Source organism: Pseudocnuella soli (assembly GCF_004347775.1).
GTDB classification, from domain to species: domain Bacteria; phylum Bacteroidota; class Bacteroidia; order Chitinophagales; family Chitinophagaceae; genus Flavisolibacter; species Flavisolibacter aquaticus.
Map to the genome: position 1 here is coordinate 4,279,520 of NZ_CP037755.1, position 19,301 is coordinate 4,298,820.

Below are 19,301 nucleotides of genomic sequence, written 5' to 3' on the forward strand. Positions count from 1 at the left end.
GCATTGTGGTAGGCAAACTTTGTCGAAAATGTTTTCCAACGCCTTTCAGTCACATGTTTGCCCAACCGAAAACTGTTCGATGACTTTAATGCAACCGCATTTAGCATTAAAATAAAAAGCCCCACCTGCTGAATATAATCCAACAGATGGGGCTTTAATATTTAAAGAACCAGACTAATGCAAATATTATCCGGCGGTAAAAACCAGCACTTCTATTTTAAGCTTTTCATGGCATCCAGTCCGCACTGCAGCCACTCGCGGAACTCTTTTGCATCCGGCGTATAAGCTTTTGTTTTGGTGAGCGCCTGTTCCGATGGGCTCACGATGGCGTACTGCGGTTGCGATACGGCACCAAAGTTTTCCGACTGGAACGTAGCCCATTTATCACCAACAGTAACGATGGATTTCTCCGTGCCCAACTTGGTGGTGTACACCATTTGCTCGGTCAGCGGCAGTTTGCGGCGTTCATCTACATAGAGTGATACCACTACAAAATCTTCCTTCATCATACGGGCCACTTCGGGGTCAGGCCATACTTTTTCTTCCATGCGGCGGCAGTTGACACAGGCCCAACCGGTAAAGTCAATCAAAATGGGTTTGTTCTGCGCTTTGGCCACCTGCAATGCTTCCTCGTAATCCTTCAGCGGTTCAATGCCTTGCTCACAATTTATTGGGTTATCATAAACACTATAGCACAATGGCGGAGGGAATCCGCTGATCAATTCAAGCCGCGCCAGTTTTGAATTGGTTACACCGGGCACCAGGTAAATGGTAAACGCCATGAACAACACCGCCACACCCATGCGGGCCGGTGTGAGCTTGGGTTTTGGTCCGCCAAAACGAATCACACCCAATAAGTACAGTACCAGCGCAAAGCCAATCACGATCCAGATACCGATAAACACTTCACGCGGTAAAATATGCCACTGTTTCACGAGGTCGGCATTGGAGAAAAACTTAACCGCCAGGGCCAGTTCCAAAAAGCCCAGCACCACTTTTACCGAAGTAAGCCACCCGCCCGACTTGGGCAGCGATTGCAGCCAGTTGGGGAACAAGGCAAAAAGGGCAAAAGGTAGCCCCAGGCCCAGGCCAAAACCGCCCATGCCAAAGGTGAGCTGCACGGCACCGCCACTGTTGGTGAGGGCACCTGCCAGCAGCGACCCCAAAATGGGCCCGGTGCAAGAGAACGAAACAATGGCCAGCGTCAGGGCCATAAAGAAAATGCCCCAAAAGTCCGACACGCCGGATTTGGAATCGATCTTAGAAGCAAGCCCGCCGGGCAGCGTTATTTCAAACAGCCCAAAGAACGAAAGGGCAAATACAATGAAAATGACGAAGAACAAGAGGTTGAGCCAAACGTTGGTGGAGATGTTGTTGAGCACTTCGGGATTGGCGCCTTCCACCACGTAAAAAGGCAGGCTGAGGAGCACATAAATTAGGAAAATGCTCATGCCATACAGCAGCGCATTGGTGATACCTTTTTTGCGCGAACCGGAACGTTTGGTGAAAAACGAAACCGTCAGCGGAATGAGCGGAAACACGCAGGGCGTAACCAGCGCAATAAGGCCGCCCAAAAATCCTAAAAAGAATATCGAGGCCAGCCCCTGGTCGGCAGTGTCTTCATCACCGCAGGGCGACAATGCACCTTTTGGATCCAGCGATGGAATTAAAATGCGGGTACCGGCAGCCTTGCCGCCTTCCAGCGCCACGGTAAATTCATGCGCCGTGCCGGGGTAAAATTCTTCGCCCTTGCCATAGGTATAAAGCAGCGTGCCTTGTAACGATGCCGGCACATCGCCGTTGATCGATATTTCGGTGGTCCAGGTGGCTGCGCCGCCGTGCAGCCGCACCTGCGTGCCTTCAAACAAAGTACTCGCTACTGTTTCGGCATTGCCGCTGTCTTTAAAATTGCCGGTAGCCTGGATGGCCGAATCCTGGAACTGCAGTTCTGTAGTGGCTACTTCATTCAGCATTTGCGGTGCGTACAATTGCCAGGCGCTGTTGCCCGGTGTGGCAAACCTGAGTTCGTAGCGGCCTTCGCCCAGTTTTTTACTGGAAACCTGCCACTGGAAAGGTGCGGCCGGTGCTTCGTCCTGGCTAAATGAGCAAAAGGAAATCAGCGCAAAAAGGATACTGAGGCTATAGCGTAAAAAAGCGGGCATGTACAAATGATTGAATAAAGAAGCGGGTTCTAAAAGAACCCGCCGCAAAGAAAGATATTTATGTTGGTGAAGCGCCAGTCTGCAAAGTGTAGATAGGAAAACGTATTGCAAAGCGTTCTTTCACGATTGACGTTTCACGTTTCACGATCATTTCAGCGCAATGGAAAAGGCCACCGTTTTTGGCGGCAGGCATTTTTCGTCGTCGCAGGTTTGAAACTCCAGTTTGCCGGTAACTGCGGTTTTGGCTTTGCCTACCACTTTTACCTTTTGCACAAACTGCACTTTGTTGCTGTATTGGTTGGCCGAAACATCCAGTTTTTCATCCCTGAACTTTTCCAGCTTACCGATTTCCCGCACTTTGCCATCATATTGCAGCAGGGGGTTTTTGGTAAATGCAAAAGTGGTGGGCTGCGCAATGGCATCGGTGGGCTGGCTTTGTGCATACAGGTGCCAGCCGGGTTGGATGCTTGCGTTTAAATATACTTCGTAAACGCCTTCGGAGATTTTTTTGCTGCTGAACGACCAGGATACCGGCGATGTGGTTTGCGCCGCAGCGCCCATACCAACCAACAGCATCAGGAAAAGAAATAAACGTTTCATGGTTTGTGCATTGAAGGGCTACAAATTTCCGCTTTAAGCCAAAGCCCCGGTGTTAAAGGAGGTACAAGCTTTTGAGAGCAGCTTCAAAGTATCAGCTACAAGCTACAAGTAATGGTTACAAAAGGTTGTTTGCCTTACTTGCAACTTGCAGCTATCGGCTAACCGCTAACAGCTGCTCTTTTATTACCGGGTACAGCAATTCAAAAATCTTGCGGCCATCAGTATTGCCCAGTGCCGTGGAGCAGGCACGTTCGGGGTGCGGCATCATGCCAATAACGTTGCCAGCTTCGTTGCGGATGCCCGCAATGTTGCGCACCGAACCATTGGGGTTGGCTTCGGCAGTTTCAGCACCCTGCTCATCGCAGTAGCGCAGCACCACCTGCCCGGCTGCTTCCAGCTTGTTCAGGGTTTCTTCGTCGGCATGGTAGCGGCCTTCGCCGTGTGCTACGGGGATCTTATATACTTCGCCTGCGGCGTCTTTTACAAAAACATTTTTACAAACAAACTGCTGCCGTTCGTTGCGCAGCAGGGCGCCGGGCAGCAGGTGCGATTCGCACAGGATCTGAAAACCATTGCACACACCCAGCACTTTGCCGCCCTTTTGTGCAAACTCGATCACGCTTTGCATGATGGGGCTAAAGCGGGCAATGGCGCCGGTGCGCAGGTAATCGCCGTACGAGAAACCGCCGGGCAGCACAATGCAGTCGTCGGTGGTAAAACCTTCGAGGCCGGCATTTTTGTGCCACAGCATTTCGGCTTCCTGACCCAGGTCATTTTTTAAAGCTTCATATATATCGCGGTCGCAGTTGGAACCGGGAAAAACAACAACGCCAAATTTCATATCGAAAAATTGAAGTGCGAAGATAAAGGGTAGTTGGTAGTTTATGGTTGGTAGTGGGTAGTTAGTTGATTAATGCATTGTCAAAAGTTTTCAGCAATTGAGTTGACTTACTAATAATACAATAACACTTCATTATTTGAAGCCCAACTACAAATTACCAACTCAAAGCTACAGACCTTTAAAATGCAACAGTCCATATTGCTGCGCCACCACAAAAGCCACGGTGCCCCAAAACATCAGTGGCGCCACCCATTTTTTGGTTGGATACAGGTAAGCGCAGGCATGAAAGGCTGCAAAGGCGGGCAGTGCCAGCACCCAGTTGTGCAGCGATGCATTGCTATTAATAAAAGGCACCAGCAGGGCCAACAACAGGTAAAACAACACGATGGTCCAGTACTTACGCACCTGGATCAGCATTTTGCGGAGCTGTGCCTGTATATGCCAGGAGCCCACCATAAATGGAATGGTGAGAAAACCAGCAGCCACCGCCAGCCTGATGGATTGACCCACCTGGGGCAGATCAATATGAATGGGCGGAAACAGTGTTTGCAACTGCAGGCTGTCGTTGAGGAACAGGTAAACGGCGTAGAAATAATAAGGCGTAAGGGCACCCATCAAAAAAAGCAGCAGCTCATTTACCCGGAACGGCCGCAAAATGAGTATGCCCAGGAGCAGGCACAACAAAAAAGCAACCGATGGGAAAAATACCATCGAAGCGGCCCCCACGATGAGCCCGGTGTTGAACAAGGTGCCCAGCACCTCCTGCTGGTTGTAAGTGCGAAACAGTTTTAAGATGGCCCAGATGATGAGCGTGGACGCTACCAGCGGCGGCGACAGCAAGTTCCACTCCGGCACCAGCGAGGTGGTAAGCAGGTAAGCCATGCCCGGCAAAAAGGTAAACTTTTGCGTGAGCCGGTGCTCGTTTACGCCGTAATTGATCATCAGTGCCTGGCTATACAGCAGGGCAAATGCAACCAGTGCGGCGGTAAGGGAATGCGGGTTGCCCCCAGCCAGCACCTGCAGCAAACCCTGGAATAAGAGCCCACCCGGCAGGGTGCCGGGCAAGGAAGCAGGTTGCAGCAGGTACGGCATTTTTATCAGCAGGCCAAATATCAGCAACATCACCAGGTTGGCCGGCGATTTTTGTTTAAACAGCGCTATCACGCGGCAATGCTATTAATTAAACTCCACTTTAGCAAAGCAAATGTAGTTGCGGTAATAGCAGGGAATAACCATGGTGCGGGCCGCCACCTGTTTGCCGAACTTGGGCATAAATTCGTAACCCTTGTCCAGGTTCTTTAATGTGGGGTTGCGGCTGATGTCGCCATCGGCATTGAGGGTAAAATCGTTGAGCAACAGCGAACGCTTTTCTTCCTGATTGAAGAGGAAATGCGCTTGGCTGCCGGTAAGCATCATGGCGTACGAAATGCGGTCGTCCGATTCATCGTCGAACTGGCCTTTGTGGATCACGGCATTCCATTCGGGTTTGCCGCCGTTGTCGAACGACATGATGGTAATATTATCGGCATGATGGCGCACCGCCTGGTTGCGGCCCCAGCCCTGGTTGCGGTAGTACCAGCTATTGTACAGCGGCGAATATGAGTAATAATCAAACGTACTCATGGGCATGCCATAGAGGTAGTTCCAACGGTTCCAGTTGTTGAACCGTGAAGTGGTATAATACGATTCGGCACCGATCAGGAACCCGCCATCGCGTTTTACAATAATGTTTCGGATAAAATAATCGTTGAAGGCTGTTTTTACCGACGCTTCACCGCGGGCCTCGTTGCGCAGCTCGTCGCTCAGGGCCACGGCGTTTTGCATTACCGGGTTGCCCGTTGTTTTATCCCAATTAAAAAAATAAAAGCCTTCAATGTTGCCGCGGCGCTGTTTGTAATAAAATGAAGTAAGAAAATAGCGCTTGTTGGCATTGTCCACTTTAATATGCGGCTCGTCGAGGAACATGCCTTCATGCGGCACCGGGATGATGGTAATCGTATCGGCAGCGGCGGGCTTCCACATCAGTTGGGTTTGCACCAGGTTGTCGTTGTTGTTGCGGGTAAAGCGGGTAAACACCAGGTCGCCTTCGTTGTCCACGTTGAATTTATCCAGGAAATCATCACGGTCTTTCATGGCCAGCGGAAACTGGCTGCGCTTCTGCAAGGCCAGGTCTTTGTTGAACAGGAGCGTGGTGATCTGGTACAGCTCTTTGTTGCGGCTGTTTATTTTAAACAACATGATGTTGTTGCGATCGTCGGAGGAAATGGCCGAGTAAATGCGGTTACCGCCACCAAAACCAATATGCGTGGTATCGAGGTGAACCACATCGCTTGCCTTTTTACCCATGCCGTCTACCTGCACGGCCTCGCAGTACACCACGTTGCGGCGCTGGTACTGGTACACCATCCATGCATGGTTGGCATAGGGAAAAAAGTCAACATTGATCAGCCGGTCGTACGGGATATAGTCGTGCAGCACCCGTTCGGTTTGCACCATGTCGTTGTTGTAAACGCCAATATAATTTTTGCCGGAAAAATTTTTATACACCAAAAAATTAGGACCCACCTTACCGATCACCTCGAAGTTCATGCGGCGGGTTTCGTCGCGGTCGGGCTGCGAATACACGATCCGCTGCGCAAACCCGGCCGATAGGGAAAGGAGAAAAAAGGAAAAAAGAACCACCTGCTTTACGTTCATAAATAGTCGTTTGCGTTTTAAAATTAGCCTATTGCCTACTTACTAAGACGCTAAAATTTAAAATGGGATGCGCCTGTTTGGGGCTTGCCGCCGAGCTATAAACGAAACAAAGCCCCTGCTTGTTTTTCTTTATTAGTTTTAACATTAATTTCAGCCCTTCGTGGCCCCCGTTTTTAAGCTATTGAAAAAAACCACAGGTGAGAATTCCTTTAAACCGCGTAACGACCGCCGGACTGATTGTAGCACTTGGAATTATTTACGGCGATATCGGCACCTCGCCCCTCTATGTTTACAACGCCATCATCAACGGCCGTACCATTACCGACGAACTGATCATTGGCAGCCTGTCCTGCATCATCTGGACCATTACGCTGCAAACCACCGTTAAGTATGTATTGCTGGTATTGAAAGCCGATAACCGGGGTGAAGGGGGCACCTTTGCACTGTATGCCCTGGTGCGCCGGCACAGGCGGTGGCTGGTAATGCCGGCCATGATTGGCGGAGCCGCACTTTTGGCCGATGGTATTATTACACCGCCCATTTCCATTACATCTGCCGTCGAAGGCTTGCGGGAGTTGCCGCAGTTCCGAGCCATCGATCATTATATTGTTTACATCGTACTGGTCATCCTGGCGCTGTTTTTTTTCCTGCAGCAATTTGGCACCGCATCCATCGGCCGCTTTTTTGGGCCGGTCATGGCGGTTTGGTTTTCCATGCTGGCGGTGCTGGGCATATCGCACCTTTCCGATGACTGGAGCATTTTAAAAGCCTTTAGCCCGCACTATGCTTTTCAATTTGTAAGCGCTTACCCCAACGCCCTGTGGCTGCTGGGTGCCGTATTCCTTTGTACCACCGGTGCCGAGGCACTGTACAGCGACCTGGGTCATTGTGGCCGCAGCAACATCAGGGTTACCTGGATTTTTGTGAAAAGCTGCCTCATCCTCAACTACCTGGGGCAGGGCGCCTCACTCCTACACTACCACCGCGACCTTACCGTTTCGCCAGCAGTAAAAGAGCAGTTGGGCATCAATGCTTTTTACGACCTGATGCCCCAGTGGTTTATTATTCCCGGTGTGGTGATTGCCACCGTGGCCGCCATCATTGCCAGCCAGGCCATGATCTCGGGTTCGTTTACCCTGATTTCCGAAGCCATGCGCCTCAACCTTTGGCCCAAGCTGCGCATCAATTATCCCTCCGAGGAACGTGGTCAACTGTTCATTCCTTCGCTCAACTTCCTGATGTTTTTGGGTTGTGTGGGCGTAGTACTGTATTTCCGCACCTCTAGCCGTATGGAAGCAGCCTATGGTTTGGCCATTGTGGTAACCATGCTTATGACCACCGTGCTGTTTTCCAACTACATGGTGTCGCGGCGTATCAAGCCCATTTACATTTGGCTGTTTCTTGTTTTTTACACGGCCATCGAAATACTGTTCCTGACGGCATTGATGGAAAAATTTGCACATGGCGGTTACATTACCCTGCTTATTGGCGGCGTGATGTTCCTCGTAATGTACTCCTGGTTTAAAGCCCGCAAGATCAAAAACCGCTACGTGGAGTTTGTGCGGCTGGAAAGCTATATTCCTAAGATCCAGGAGTTGAGCAACGACCGCTCCGTGCCCAAATATGCCACGCACCTGGTATACCTTACCTCGGCCGATAACCCCAAGGAAATTGAGCATAAGATTATTTATTCCATTTTAAACAAAAAACCCAAACGGTCGGATATATACTGGTTTGTACATGTCGACACACTGGACGAGCCTTATACCATGGAATATAAAGTAGACCACATCATTCCAAACGACATCATCCGCGTGGAGTTTCGCCTGGGCTTCCGGGTGCAGCCGCGCATCAACCTCATGTTCCGCAAGGTGGTGGAAGACCTGGTGAAGAACAAAGAAGTAAACATCACCAGCCGCTACGAAAGCCTGGAACGCAGCAACACGGTGGGCGATTTTACTTTTATTGTTATGGAAAAATACCTGAGCCAGGACAACGACCTGCCGTTCCTGGAACGCCTGGTGATGAAAATGTATTTCTGGCTCAAGGAACGCAGCCTTTCGGAGGAGCGTGGCTTTGGCCTCGATGTGAGCAACGTGATCATCGAAAAATTCCCGCTCATCGTTTCACCAGTAACGAATATACAATTGAAGCGGGTGCAGGTAGATTAGGAGATCTGGGATTGACGATTTACGATTTACGATTTTGGGATTTCAGATTTCGGATTTCGGCCTCCGGCCTAAATTAATTTTCCCCCTTTTAATTGGCTGTTTCAATCGTCAATCCCAAAATCGTAAATCGTAAATCTCCTAACGCTTTCTTAATTCATTCCGCCTCCTGTAACTTTATCCGTTCCAAATACTCCTATATATAAAACCGTTCTACCATGACCAAAATCTACATAACTGCTGTTTTGTTCCTGTTTGCTTTTGCGGCCTGCAAGTCGGCGCAAAAAATGTACGACCGCGGCAACTATGCCGAGGCCATCGAACGCTCCATCCGCAAGCTGCAAAAAGAACCCAACGACGCCACAGCCAAATCTATTTTAAAAGATGCCTACCGCGAAGCGGTGGCCCGGCAGGAAGGCGAGATCCGCACCGTGCTGAACAGTGCTTCGGAAAACCGCTACGAGCAGGCCTACCGCCAGTACGCCAACCTGCAGCAACTGTACCATTCGGTGCAGCAGGTGCCGGCCGCAGCCCGTGCAGTGGCCGCTACCGATTACGCCAGCTTTGTGGAAACCTACCGCAACAAAGCCGCCGATGTGCGGCTGGAGCGTGCCGAAAAATGGATGGACGACGAAACCATTACCGGCTACCGCGAGGCGTACCGCGAATACCAGGCAGCACAGCGCCTGAAACCCAATGATGTGGATATTAAGAAGCAGGTGCAATATGCCCTCGATATGGCTACCTTAAAAATATTAGTGGTGCCCATCGACCTGCAGGGTTCCAATTATTATTACAGCAACTCATCATACCAGATGCGCAATTTCCAGGACCGGCTGGTGCGCAAGCTGAACATACATTCGGGCAGCGAGTTTGTGCGTTTTATTACTGAATGGGAAGGCCGCAGCCGCGACATTGTGCCCGACGAAATTTTGGAAATGCGCATGAGCCGCCTGGTTATTGGCCGCCCATACGACCAATCCGAAACCCGCACCGTGCAAAAAGAAGTGGTGGTAAAAGAAACGGTGTATAAAAAAGATTCGGTGGTAAAAGAATACGCTACCGTAAAGGCCAGGATCGCCACTACCCGGCGCATGTTGGTGTCGGAAGCTTCCTTGTTTTTAACTACCCGCGATGCCGGCGGACGGATTTTGTGGAATGATGAATTCCGGGGTGAGCACCGCCGCGAAGCAAAGTTTGTAACCTACACCGGCGACGAACGAGCACTGAGCACTACCGATAAAGAGTTGATCAAAAACAACAAACCTGAAGACATCAGGGTGCCCCGCGAAGACGAGATTGTGGAAGACCTGATGCAGCAAATTGAAAGTGACCTGGTACAACACCTACGGCAGCACTACCAGCGGAGTTTTTAACCAAAATTGTATTTATGAAAAACAAAAGCCCGGAACGACAATCCGGGCTTTTGTACGTCATTGCGAGGCGCTACACGAGCAACTGAACTGCCAGATAACTCTTGCGCCGAAGCAATCTCCTGCAACCCAACGCACCCATAGCTTTCTATTGAAACGATTAGCATGAATCTGAAGGATAGCAGGAGATTGCTTCGGCGCAAGAGATGCAAAAATTACAAAGTGCCTAAGGCGCCTCGCAATGACGGAGTTACATTTTCTTTAATTACCGGCACTGCAGTTCAACCAATCTTCATCAGTCGCGCCAATCGGTGCCCCATCTGGTATGGGTAAAGTGCCCGGCACGGTAAGCTTTTCGCCACCGGCTTCCAGCTCTTTGATTTGATTGAGTGTATAGCGGTAATACGCTCTCCACGCTACGTCTTTCGCCGGTGCCGCTGTTAGCCATTGTTTCAATTCGGACAGCTTAATGCCTGCAATGGCCTGCACCTGCGGCATCGCATCTTTGTTATTGGCCAGTAGCAGCAATTGCTTCAGCACCTGGTTGTTTACCGACTGCTGTAACAGTGCTGCATAACCGCTTTTTGTGGGTGCTTTTATGGTAGCCGTTACAATGCGGTCGATCACTGCTTCCAGCGAAGGCAGCTCCGGGTAAAGAGCACTGTGCGCCACCAGCCGTGCAGCCCGTTCGGGGTGCAGCACAAAGCTCAGGGTCATGTTAGCAGCAACGGCTGCGGGTGCCACCGGGTCGAACGTAAGGCCGGTATTACCGCTAAATGTTTCCCGCTCATTTTTATCATAGCCATAGGGCCGCGGCGGAATCAGTTGCAACGCTTTTTCCGGTAGGGCCAGTTGCTCCGGGCTAATTGTTTTAAGCAAAGCATCTAATGCACCCCACTGCTCTTTTGCCGGCACCATTACTACCGGCTTTTGCCCATCGCCACGCAGTGCATAAGTGTAGGTCACGCCGCCCAGTACTTTGGCAGCGGCTTCGGCTTGGTAGCGGTGCATCAGGTAAATGGGCACCAGCATTTCTTCCAGCGTGGCCAACGGTGCACCTATCGGTATCTTTTTTTCCGAAAAATTGCGGAGCACAGCGGTCCGCAGTTTCATAACGCGGTCCAGTTCTGCAACGGCACTGCTGCCATTATCCCACAGGTGCACTGCCGGGTGTGCACTACCTGCAGGCCGTGCATCCTGGTCGGCCATAAAGCTCAATCCTTTCTGATGGTATTGTTCTACCAGTTTCGACAACTCTTTTTGTTCATCGGCGCCTTGCGCAAACTGGGCATAAGCCATTGTCACCGCCGCTTTATCCCACTCACCAATACCTTCGGCATAAGCATCGGACAGATCAACATTTCCCTGCGCATCCAGTTTTGCCAAAGGATGCGGGTAATCCATCACCGATGCACGGCCCTGCGTACTGGCAATATAGTTGTGCGGCAGGCCCAGTGTGTGGCCCACTTCGTGTGCCGCCAGCTGGCGCATCCGTGCCATGCACAGCTCCATAATTTGCGGCGACAGTTGTTTGCCGTCTTCAAAATCAGCCAGCAGCCCTTGTGCAATCAGCAGGTCCTGCCGAACCCGCAAAGAACCCAGCGTTACTTTTCCTTTGATGATCTCGCCGGTGCGCGGGTCGGTAATGCCGCCGCCGTACGACCAGCCGCGGGTGCTGCGGTGCACCCATTGCACCAGGTTATACCGAATGTCCATTGGGTCGGCATCGGGTGGCAACAACTGCACCTGGAATGCATTTTTATAACCAGCAGCTTCAAATGCGGTATTCCACCATTTAGTTCCTTCAACCAATGCAGTGCGGATGGGTTCCGGCGTACCCGGATCGACATAATAAATTATAGGTTTTACCGCTTCGCTCATGGCTGCGGCAGGGTCCCGCTTTTCCAAACGATGGCGGCGGATAAAACGCTTTTCGATGGGCTGATCTACCGGTGTGGCATAGTCGAAATAGGAAATATAGCCGCTGCCGGTGCGGGGATCAAATACCCGCGGCTTGTAGTCGCCATCGGGCAGTTGTACAAATGAAAAATGCTGCCGCAGCGTAACGGCACCCGGCACGGGCACCACCTGGCGCAGGTAAGCACCGGCACCCTCCCCTGTCCAGGTAGTCGTTACTTCCACCTCTGTGTTTTGGGGAAAGTTTTTGGTCATGGGTAAATAAAACGCACTGCGCAACGGATCGATGCGGTAGTTGCCCTGCCTTGTACGGGCAATGGCTTGTGCAGCACCAACTGCATCTTGTTGTAAAAAGAACGGCGTGCCGTCGATCAGTACTTTGCCACCTTCCTGTGCGGCTACTTCAAAACCCCACAACACAGACCGGGCAAAGGATTCGGCCACTGCACGGCGCTCCATTTCGCTGGTTGTGTTGGCGCGGTAATCGTAGTTCTGTGCCACCAGCAGTACTTTATTTCCCGACCGCTCCCATTGCACCACGTATTGCTGGCCCATGCGGCCGCGGTCGAGGCCAATATCGTTTGAGCCCATACCCGCAGCAAGTGACGGGTAATACAAAAACTCGAGGTTCCATTTATCTATTTCCAAAAACATGCGGCCTTTCTGGGCATCCCAGTACAGCGGAAAATAACCGGGAATAGATTGCATGCCCTTAGTAAATGCAGCAATGCCGGTTGCCGTTTTATCAGCGGCTGCCGGTTCGGGCTTTTGTGCAAAAAGAAGTTGAATGCTGAAGAGGGAAAAGAGCAATAAAAAAGGTAAGCGCATAGCGGGTTCTTTGCACACAAATTAGGGCAATGCACCCTTATTTTAACCGCAGGGCCGTTTTAAATACGCCTCATTCTTTTAGCATGAAAAGAATGACAGTTTTATAAAAATGGACCGCAAAAAAACCCGGCAAATGCGAAAGGGCTACATTTGGGCATTAAACACCCGAAACCTAAAGCTCATGGCAACAAAAAAAATGACGGCAGCCGAATTCCGCGCCGAAATTTTTGATTACGAAACAGGCAACGAATGGCAGTTCAAGGGCAGCCGGCCGGCCATCATTGATTTTTATGCCGACTGGTGCGGTCCCTGCAAAGCAGTGGCGCCGGTGCTGGAAGAACTTTCGGAAGAATACAAAGACCAGGTGGACATTTATAAAATTGACACCGATGCCGAGCAGGAACTTTCCGGTTTGTTTGGCATTCAAAGCATCCCCACATTTTTATTTATTCCCGTTGAAGGCAGCCCCATGATGCAACGCGGCGCGTTGCCCAAAAATGCATTTGTGCAGGTCATTACCGAACGACTGCTGGCTGCACAACCCAAGGAGAACGGCGAAGCCTAACCTTTGGTCATTAACGGAAAAAAGCTGTTGAAACGCACTGTGATACATTTCAATAGTTTACACTTAAAAAATGATTGCAATTTGTGCAGACTGTATAGATATGTAAAAAAAACCGCTGTGTCATTTCTGCTTTCCGATAAAGCAGATAGTTTTGTCTTAAACGTACCTGAATGTCCACTACCGCGCTTTTAGTCCCAGTGGGCCTTGCCACTGGCGCAGTTTCACTGATACTGAGTTTATACCTGGCCGTACAATGCAGGCGGCATAAAAAAACAATCGACAAGCTTCAGGTGCAGGCCAAAAACCAATCCGAAGAATACAACCTGCTGCTCGAACGCATCCGCACCGCGGTGCAGCCACAGTTTGCAGCGGTGGGCGTCAGCCTGAATGAAAACATTAATCGCATTGATATAAAACTGCAAAACCTGGGTGCTGCAGCGGTGCTGGAAAAAGTGGTGACCAGCACGCCGGATATTGACTTTCTGGACGATCGCTTTTTCCCGGTGCGCATCGAAACCGAAGACCTGTTTATTGTAACCGGCATTTCAAAAGGGTTGCCTTTGGTGCAATGCCGCTACGTGGTGCAACTGCATTTCAGCGATATTCACGGCAATCATTACATCACTGCCATCCGCGGCGAAGGACAAGAGTTTAACGTGGCTACCAATCCAAAAAAGTAGTCGGTCTTTTTATAGAATTGAAAATGCAACGCCGATTATTTGGCGTTGCATTTTTTTATAAAGAAACATCTAAACTGCGGCATCAATTTTACTGCAATTTTTATGTGACAAATACCGCAAAAAGAATACTGATTCAACGCGGTTATTTAGCCGGCACCAGTTGGCTGAATAAATTTGGATAATCGGAAATAATACCATCCACACCGGCGTCAACCAGTTGCTGCATCTGCGCCAGTTCGTTCACGGTCCAGGGCACTATCTTCATGCCTTTGGCACGCACTTGCTGCACCAGTTCTTTGGTAACAATAGAGAAATGCGGACTGTAAATGGCGGGAACAAAACCAAGCTTTGCGAGTTGGCTTTCCAGTGGCTCTTTTGATGCTTCCACCAGGTACGAAACCGTCACACCCGGATGCTGTTGGTGCAGGTATTGCAGCGGCCGCACATCAAACGATTGGATATATGCATGGTCCATTACTTTTTGCTGCCGCAAAACATCCAGTACCAGGGTTACAAACTCGGGCGGCGCAGGGTGGCGGGTGCCATCGCCGCTGGCAGAGGATTTGATCTCAATGTTATACCGAACGCTTTTACCTTTTGCTTTTGCATGTTGTTCGCAGGCCTGCAACAGCTCGGAAAGCAGTGGTTTGTACACGGCCATTTTCTCCTGCTGCGGAAAGCTGGGATGCGGTTTTAATCCTACGTCGTATTTGCGGATGCTGTCGTACGGCATTTGATACAACAAATGGCTGGTGGCCGTGGCACGGTCAAACGTGCTGCCATCCGGTGCAGTGGTAATGTGTTCATGAAAATAATGATCGTGCGACACCACCACTTTTTTATCGCCGCTGATCACCACATCCAGTTCTAGTGTAGTTGCACCCAAATCAATGGCACGCAGCATGGACGGAATGGTATTTTCGGGCAGCAGGCCACGGGCACCGCGGTGGCCCTGCAGGTCCAAAGAGGGTGATTTCATTTGCGCTGTGTTGCGTACAGGATTGCACTGGGTTGCCACCAAGGCCAGGAGCACTAAACAAATTCTAAACATCGAGCTTGGATTAGGGTGAACAGTCATCGGGCTCAAAAGTAACAACCAACAACCGCAGCAAATATTACTTTTCGGTTACGCATTGCCGGTACACCTAGCCTCTTAATTTACCCGTACCAAAAAGTAAAGCAAAGCAGCAACCGCTGCACCAACCAATGGGCCGATTATAGGCACCCATGCATAGGCCCAGTTGGATGTGCCTTTGGTGCGTATGGGCAACACGGCATGAACCAGGCGCGGCCCCAGGTCGCGAACAGGGTTGATGGCATAACCGGTAGTGCCGCCCAGCCCCAAACCAATGGCCCACACCAGGAAGGCAACGGGCACTGCGCCTAATGAACCCAATCCTACTGGTGTTTTATCGTTACCCATTTCGCCTTGTGTAAAATAAAATACCACGAAAACCAGCACGAATGTGCCTACTATTTCGCTCAGCAAATTAAAAGTGCGGTGGCGTATGGCAGGCCCCGTGCAAAACACGGCAAGACAGGTATCGGGTTCGGCTGTGGCGTTGAAATGATGATAATAAACCACCCACACGAAGAACGCACCGAGCATTGATCCAAGCAATTGCGCCAGCATATACAGGGCCACTTTTCCCCAGGCAAATTTACCGGCAATGGCCAGGCCCAAAGTAACGGCAGGATTGAGGTGTGCGCCACTGTAAGGTGCCGCGATAACCACCCCTACAAACACGGCCAGTGCCCAGCCGGTGGTGATGGCGATCCAGCCGCCATTGTGCCCTTTCGTGTCCTTTAAAACAGTGTTGGCCACTACCCCGTTGCCCAATAATATCAGCAGGAAAGTGCCCAGTAGTTCAGCCGAAAATTCAGACATATTGTTGTTGTTTATTAGGAGCAAATGGAGTTGAGATAGTAGACGAGAGATGATAGACTATAGACATTAGATTTTAGACTAAAACCAATTTCGGCGTGTAGACGCAAGGCGTAAAGAATTGCGTCCTGCCTCTTGACTAATATTTCTTATCTATTGTCTATTATCTATTGTCTCCTGTCTTTCCTCCATCATCAATCATCCATCATCTGTCATTGTTACTTCCTATCCTTCCGCCCAGGCCAGGCAAGCCTTTACAGCCCGTTGCCAGCCTTGCAGCCAAGCGTCCCGGTTTTCACTGGGTTGCGGGGTAAATTGTTGGTCTATTTTCCATTGTTGTTCCAGTGAGGATAAGTCTTTCCAAAAACCAACGGCGAGGCCGGCTAGGAACGCAGCACCCATAGCTGTTGTTTCGGATACCTGCGGCCGCACTACGGATGTTTGCAGCACATCGGCCTGTATCTGCATCAGCAGGTTGTTTGCCGTAGCGCCGCCATCCACCCGCAATTCGGTAACGGGTTTGCCTGCATCACGTTCCATACATTGCAGCACATCGCCGGTTTGAAAAGCAATGCTTTCCAGCGCAGCCCTTGCCAGGTGCGCATCGGTAGTGCCGCGGGTAAGGCCCACCACTATGCCCCGTGCATGGCCGTTCCAGTGGGGTGCGCCCAGGCCTGCAAATGCAGGCACTAAATAAACACCGTCGGTGTGGGACACTGCCTGCGCAAGGTTTTCCACTTCGGCAGCAGTTGCGATCAGTCCCAATCCGTCGCGCAACCACTGCACTACGGCGCCGCCAATAAAAATGCTTCCTTCCAGCGCATACTGCACTTCGTTGCCAATTTTCCAGGCTACGGTGGTCAGCAAATTATTTTGCGACAGCACTGGCTGGCTGCCAATATTCATCAGCATAAAACAGCCCGTGCCGTACGTGTTTTTTACCATACCCGGGCGGGTGCATTGCTGGCCAAAAAGTGCCGCCTGCTGATCGCCGGCAATGCCGGCAATGGGAATGCGGTGCGCCAACAAACGTCCAGCAGTATGGCCATACAATTCAGAAGAAGATTTGACCTCGGGCAGCATGCAACGCGGTACGCCAAAAAGCTGCAACAATTCATCATCCCACTGCAGCGTATGTATGTTGAACAACAAGGTTCGCGATGCGTTGGTAACATCGGTAATATGCACTTCGCCACCGGTAAGATTCCATACCAGCCAACTATCGACCGTACCAAAAAGCAATTCTCCCTTTTCTGCACGCTGGCGTGCACCTTCCACATTGTTTAAAATCCAGTGCAGTTTGGTGGCAGAAAAATATGCGTCGATCACCAGCCCGGTTTTGTCGCGGATGATTTGCAGCTGGCCTTCCTGCTGCAGTTGGTCGCAAAAGGCTGCGGTGCGCCGGTCCTGCCACACAATAGCATTGCAAATGGCATTGCCCGTATTGCGATCCCACACAATTGTAGTTTCACGCTGGTTGGTGATGCCAATAGCAGCAATATCTGTGGGACTAGCGCCGGCTTTTAAGATAGCTTCGGTAGCCACCGATGCCTGTGTGCTCCATATTTCGGCAGGGTCGTGCTCCACCCAACCGGCTTGCGGGTATATCTGTGTAAATTCTTTTTGCGCCAGCGAAACAATTTCGCCGGCATGATTGAACAGCAGGGCACGTGAAGAAGTAGTACCCTGGTCAAGCGACAGGATATAAGGTGGCAAGCTCATCGTAGCAAATTAAGTGGGCAATAAGAGTGAAAAAGATAGGACCTTTTTTTATTCCTGAAAAAAGATTAGCGTAAGCAAAAATCCACCGCTCCGGTCCTTACTTTTCCTGACTCATAATTGCGGCGTTGGAAACCGGCACGGCATCGGGCAGGTAGTGCCTGGCGAGTTCGGCAAAAGCAATGATCTGGCCCTTTTCCCAGGCTTCATTTTGTGCCAGTTCTATAGCCATGATGCGGGCCACCAATTGTGCTGCTTCAGTAGCGGCAGCCGCATCTAAAAACAGGAGGCGTAGCCTGCGGGCCAAAACATCGGCAACAGTGCGGGCCATTTCGTGGCGCACCGCCCATATTACTTCGGCAACTGTGTAGGGATGGCCTGCAGCAATTTTTTGCTGCCATTCAGGATGTTGCTGCAGCAAATCTTGTATGGCGCTGGCATCGGAACCATAAATACTCCAGTGGCTTGTTTGGGGTGCAGATGTACAGCCATGTATGAGTAAATTTTTGGTAGTGCAAACCACAGGATTAAAGCCACCAACTTTAATGGCTGCATTCACTGCGTCTTCGGCCATTTTCCGATAGGTGGTCCATTTACCGCCGGTGATGGTGATGAGCCCCGATGGCGCCACCAGCAATTTATGGCTGCGGGAAATTTCCTTTGTTTTGCTGGTACCGTCCTGTGGTGCAGCCAGCGGCCGCAATCCTGCAAACACACTTTGCACATCTTTTCGGGTAGGGATATGCGTTAGGTACTGCGCCACGTTGTGCAACACAAAATCAATTTCTTCATCCAAAGCCTTGGGTTCAAACGAATGTTGGTGCAATGGTGTATCGGTTGTGCCCACCAGCAGCCGGTTGTACCAGGGCAGCGCAAACAACACGCGGCCGTCGGATGTTTGCGGTATCATCAGCGCCGCATTGCCCGGAAGAAAAGAACGCTCCAGCACCAGGTGAATGCCCTGGCTGGGCCGCACCCATGATTTCGTTTCGGGTGCATCCATCTGCATCAATGCATCCACAAAAACACCGGTTGCATTGATCACAACTTTTGCAGGTATTTCATAAATGCGCCCGGTTTCAGAATCTTTTGCTTCCACACCACTTACAAGGCTGCCCTTTTTCAGCAGCCGCTCCACCGAAATATAGTTGATTAATGCAGCGCCCTGCTCCGCAGCTGTTTGGGCTAAATTGAGTGCCAGCCGCGCATCATCAAACTGCCCATCGAAATACTGTATGCCGCCACACAAATGATTGGATTGCACACCGGGCAAAAGGGCAGCCACCTGCGCTGTCGAAAGCCATTGCGATGCGCCAAAACTATGCTGCACCGAAAGCCAGTCATACAGCTTTAAACCAGCCCAATATTTGGCCAGCGAACTGCGGTTGTAACAAGGAATTATAAAGCTTTGTTTGCGCACCAGATGTGTTGCATTGCGCAACAGGTACCCCCGTTCACGCAAGGCTTCAAACACAAGCCCCAATTGGCCTTGTGCCAGGTAACGTACACCGCCATGAACCAATTTGGTGCTGCGACTGGACGTGCCCTGCGCAAAATCAAAACGTTCGAGTAATAAAATCTTTAAACCGCGATTTGCGGCATCCACCGCAATGCCCAATCCGGTAGCACCACCGCCAATAACAACCACGTCCCAAAGCGGTGTGTTCTCAATTTGCTGCAGCGCTGCTGCACGGGTAAAGGAAAGGGTGGGCCGAGTTGCGGCATTCATGAAGAAAACTTTCCTGAATGTAGGAAGAAAATAGAAGATGATGGATGGGAGATGATAGATGATAGACAAGAGATAATAAACAAGACGCAATTCAACACAGCAGGCATCTATCCACTACCATTCGTTTCCAGTCTAAA

Annotated in this window: 14 protein-coding genes; 4 read left to right on the forward strand and 10 right to left on the reverse strand. The window is 50.7% G+C overall.

Going from position 1 to position 19,301, the window contains the following annotated elements; translation table 11 throughout:
• Nucleotides 1–212: 212 nt before the first annotated feature.
• The 5 genes from EPD17_RS17605 to EPD17_RS17625 form a co-directional block, all read right to left on the reverse strand.
• Nucleotides 213–2,162: a protein-disulfide reductase DsbD family protein gene (locus EPD17_RS17605; RefSeq protein ID WP_132055841.1), complete on the reverse strand. Its 1,950-nt coding sequence runs from the start codon at nucleotides 2,160–2,162 to the stop codon at nucleotides 213–215.
• Between the two features lie 147 nt (nucleotides 2,163–2,309).
• Complete coding sequence (locus tag EPD17_RS17610; RefSeq protein WP_114234847.1) at nucleotides 2,310–2,762, reverse strand: protein-disulfide reductase DsbD domain-containing protein; 453 nt, start codon at nucleotides 2,760–2,762, stop codon at nucleotides 2,310–2,312.
• Between the two features lie 151 nt (nucleotides 2,763–2,913).
• Nucleotides 2,914–3,603, reverse strand: coding sequence for a phosphoribosylformylglycinamidine synthase subunit PurQ (gene purQ, locus EPD17_RS17615; RefSeq protein WP_132055842.1), 690 nt, complete (start codon nucleotides 3,601–3,603; stop codon nucleotides 2,914–2,916).
• A gap of 168 nt (nucleotides 3,604–3,771) precedes the next feature.
• A complete protein-coding gene (locus EPD17_RS17620) occupies nucleotides 3,772–4,767 on the reverse strand; it encodes a hypothetical protein (protein ID WP_132055843.1) in 996 nt (331 codons plus the stop codon).
• A gap of 12 nt (nucleotides 4,768–4,779) precedes the next feature.
• The gene (locus EPD17_RS17625; RefSeq protein WP_114234844.1) at nucleotides 4,780–6,300 is read right to left on the reverse strand and encodes a hypothetical protein; all 1,521 of its coding nucleotides are present in this window, start codon (nucleotides 6,298–6,300) and stop codon (nucleotides 4,780–4,782) included.
• 197 nt (nucleotides 6,301–6,497) lie between these two features.
• On the opposite strand from EPD17_RS17625, the gene EPD17_RS17630 reads away from it, so the two are divergent.
• On the forward strand, nucleotides 6,498–8,471 hold the full coding sequence (locus EPD17_RS17630) for a KUP/HAK/KT family potassium transporter (protein ID WP_132055844.1): 1,974 nt from the start codon (nucleotides 6,498–6,500) through the stop codon (nucleotides 8,469–8,471).
• A 215-nt stretch (nucleotides 8,472–8,686) separates the two neighbouring features.
• Entirely contained in the window at nucleotides 8,687–9,844 is a 1,158-nt protein-coding gene (locus tag EPD17_RS17635) for a hypothetical protein (RefSeq protein ID WP_132055845.1), read from the forward strand.
• 258 nt (nucleotides 9,845–10,102) lie between these two features.
• Here the strand turns inward: EPD17_RS17635 and EPD17_RS17640 are convergent, their stop codons facing one another.
• Nucleotides 10,103–12,586, reverse strand: coding sequence for a zinc-dependent metalloprotease (locus EPD17_RS17640; RefSeq protein ID WP_132055846.1), 2,484 nt, complete (start codon nucleotides 12,584–12,586; stop codon nucleotides 10,103–10,105).
• A gap of 181 nt (nucleotides 12,587–12,767) precedes the next feature.
• Between EPD17_RS17640 and trxA the strand changes: the two genes are divergently transcribed.
• Together trxA and EPD17_RS17650 are read left to right on the forward strand one after the other, a co-directional pair.
• On the forward strand, nucleotides 12,768–13,151 hold the full coding sequence (trxA, locus tag EPD17_RS17645; protein ID WP_132055847.1) for a thioredoxin: 384 nt from the start codon (nucleotides 12,768–12,770) through the stop codon (nucleotides 13,149–13,151).
• A 170-nt stretch (nucleotides 13,152–13,321) separates the two neighbouring features.
• Complete coding sequence (locus EPD17_RS17650) at nucleotides 13,322–13,831, forward strand: hypothetical protein (RefSeq protein ID WP_114234840.1); 510 nt, start codon at nucleotides 13,322–13,324, stop codon at nucleotides 13,829–13,831.
• Between the two features lie 142 nt (nucleotides 13,832–13,973).
• Here EPD17_RS17650 and EPD17_RS17655 read toward each other — a convergent pair whose 3' ends face one another.
• From EPD17_RS17655 to EPD17_RS17670, 4 genes are all read right to left on the reverse strand, one after another.
• A complete protein-coding gene (locus EPD17_RS17655; RefSeq protein WP_240040662.1) occupies nucleotides 13,974–14,810 on the reverse strand; it encodes a glycerophosphodiester phosphodiesterase family protein in 837 nt (278 codons plus the stop codon).
• Between the two features lie 174 nt (nucleotides 14,811–14,984).
• On the reverse strand, nucleotides 14,985–15,719 hold the full coding sequence (locus tag EPD17_RS17660; RefSeq protein ID WP_114234838.1) for an MIP/aquaporin family protein: 735 nt from the start codon (nucleotides 15,717–15,719) through the stop codon (nucleotides 14,985–14,987).
• Between the two features lie 222 nt (nucleotides 15,720–15,941).
• Nucleotides 15,942–17,438: a glycerol kinase GlpK gene (glpK, locus tag EPD17_RS17665; RefSeq protein ID WP_132055849.1), complete on the reverse strand. Its 1,497-nt coding sequence runs from the start codon at nucleotides 17,436–17,438 to the stop codon at nucleotides 15,942–15,944.
• Nucleotides 17,439–17,535: 97 nt separating this feature from the next.
• Nucleotides 17,536–19,164 carry a glycerol-3-phosphate dehydrogenase/oxidase gene (locus EPD17_RS17670; protein ID WP_132055850.1) on the reverse strand — a complete coding sequence of 543 codons (1,629 nt, stop codon included), beginning with the start codon at nucleotides 19,162–19,164 and terminating at the stop codon, nucleotides 17,536–17,538.
• Nucleotides 19,165–19,301: the final 137 nt, after the last annotated feature.

Coding starts and splice junctions, on each gene's coding strand:
- EPD17_RS17670 (WP_132055850.1), bottom strand. CDS start 19,164: ATGAATGCCGCAACTCGGCCCACCCTTTCCTTTACCCGTGCAGCAGCG.
- EPD17_RS17605 (WP_132055841.1), bottom strand. CDS start 2,162: ATGCCCGCTTTTTTACGCTATAGCCTCAGTATCCTTTTTGCGCTGATT.
- EPD17_RS17625 (WP_114234844.1), bottom strand. CDS start 6,300: ATGAACGTAAAGCAGGTGGTTCTTTTTTCCTTTTTTCTCCTTTCCCTA.
- trxA (WP_132055847.1), top strand. CDS start 12,768: ATGGCAACAAAAAAAATGACGGCAGCCGAATTCCGCGCCGAAATTTTT.
- EPD17_RS17640 (WP_132055846.1), bottom strand. CDS start 12,586: ATGCGCTTACCTTTTTTATTGCTCTTTTCCCTCTTCAGCATTCAACTT.
- EPD17_RS17650 (WP_114234840.1), top strand. CDS start 13,322: ATGTCCACTACCGCGCTTTTAGTCCCAGTGGGCCTTGCCACTGGCGCA.
- EPD17_RS17655 (WP_240040662.1), bottom strand. CDS start 14,810: ATGAAATCACCCTCTTTGGACCTGCAGGGCCACCGCGGTGCCCGTGGC.
- glpK (WP_132055849.1), bottom strand. CDS start 17,438: ATGAGCTTGCCACCTTATATCCTGTCGCTTGACCAGGGTACTACTTCT.
- EPD17_RS17660 (WP_114234838.1), bottom strand. CDS start 15,719: ATGTCTGAATTTTCGGCTGAACTACTGGGCACTTTCCTGCTGATATTA.
- EPD17_RS17610 (WP_114234847.1), bottom strand. CDS start 2,762: ATGAAACGTTTATTTCTTTTCCTGATGCTGTTGGTTGGTATGGGCGCT.
- purQ (WP_132055842.1), bottom strand. CDS start 3,603: ATGAAATTTGGCGTTGTTGTTTTTCCCGGTTCCAACTGCGACCGCGAT.
- EPD17_RS17635 (WP_132055845.1), top strand. CDS start 8,687: ATGACCAAAATCTACATAACTGCTGTTTTGTTCCTGTTTGCTTTTGCG.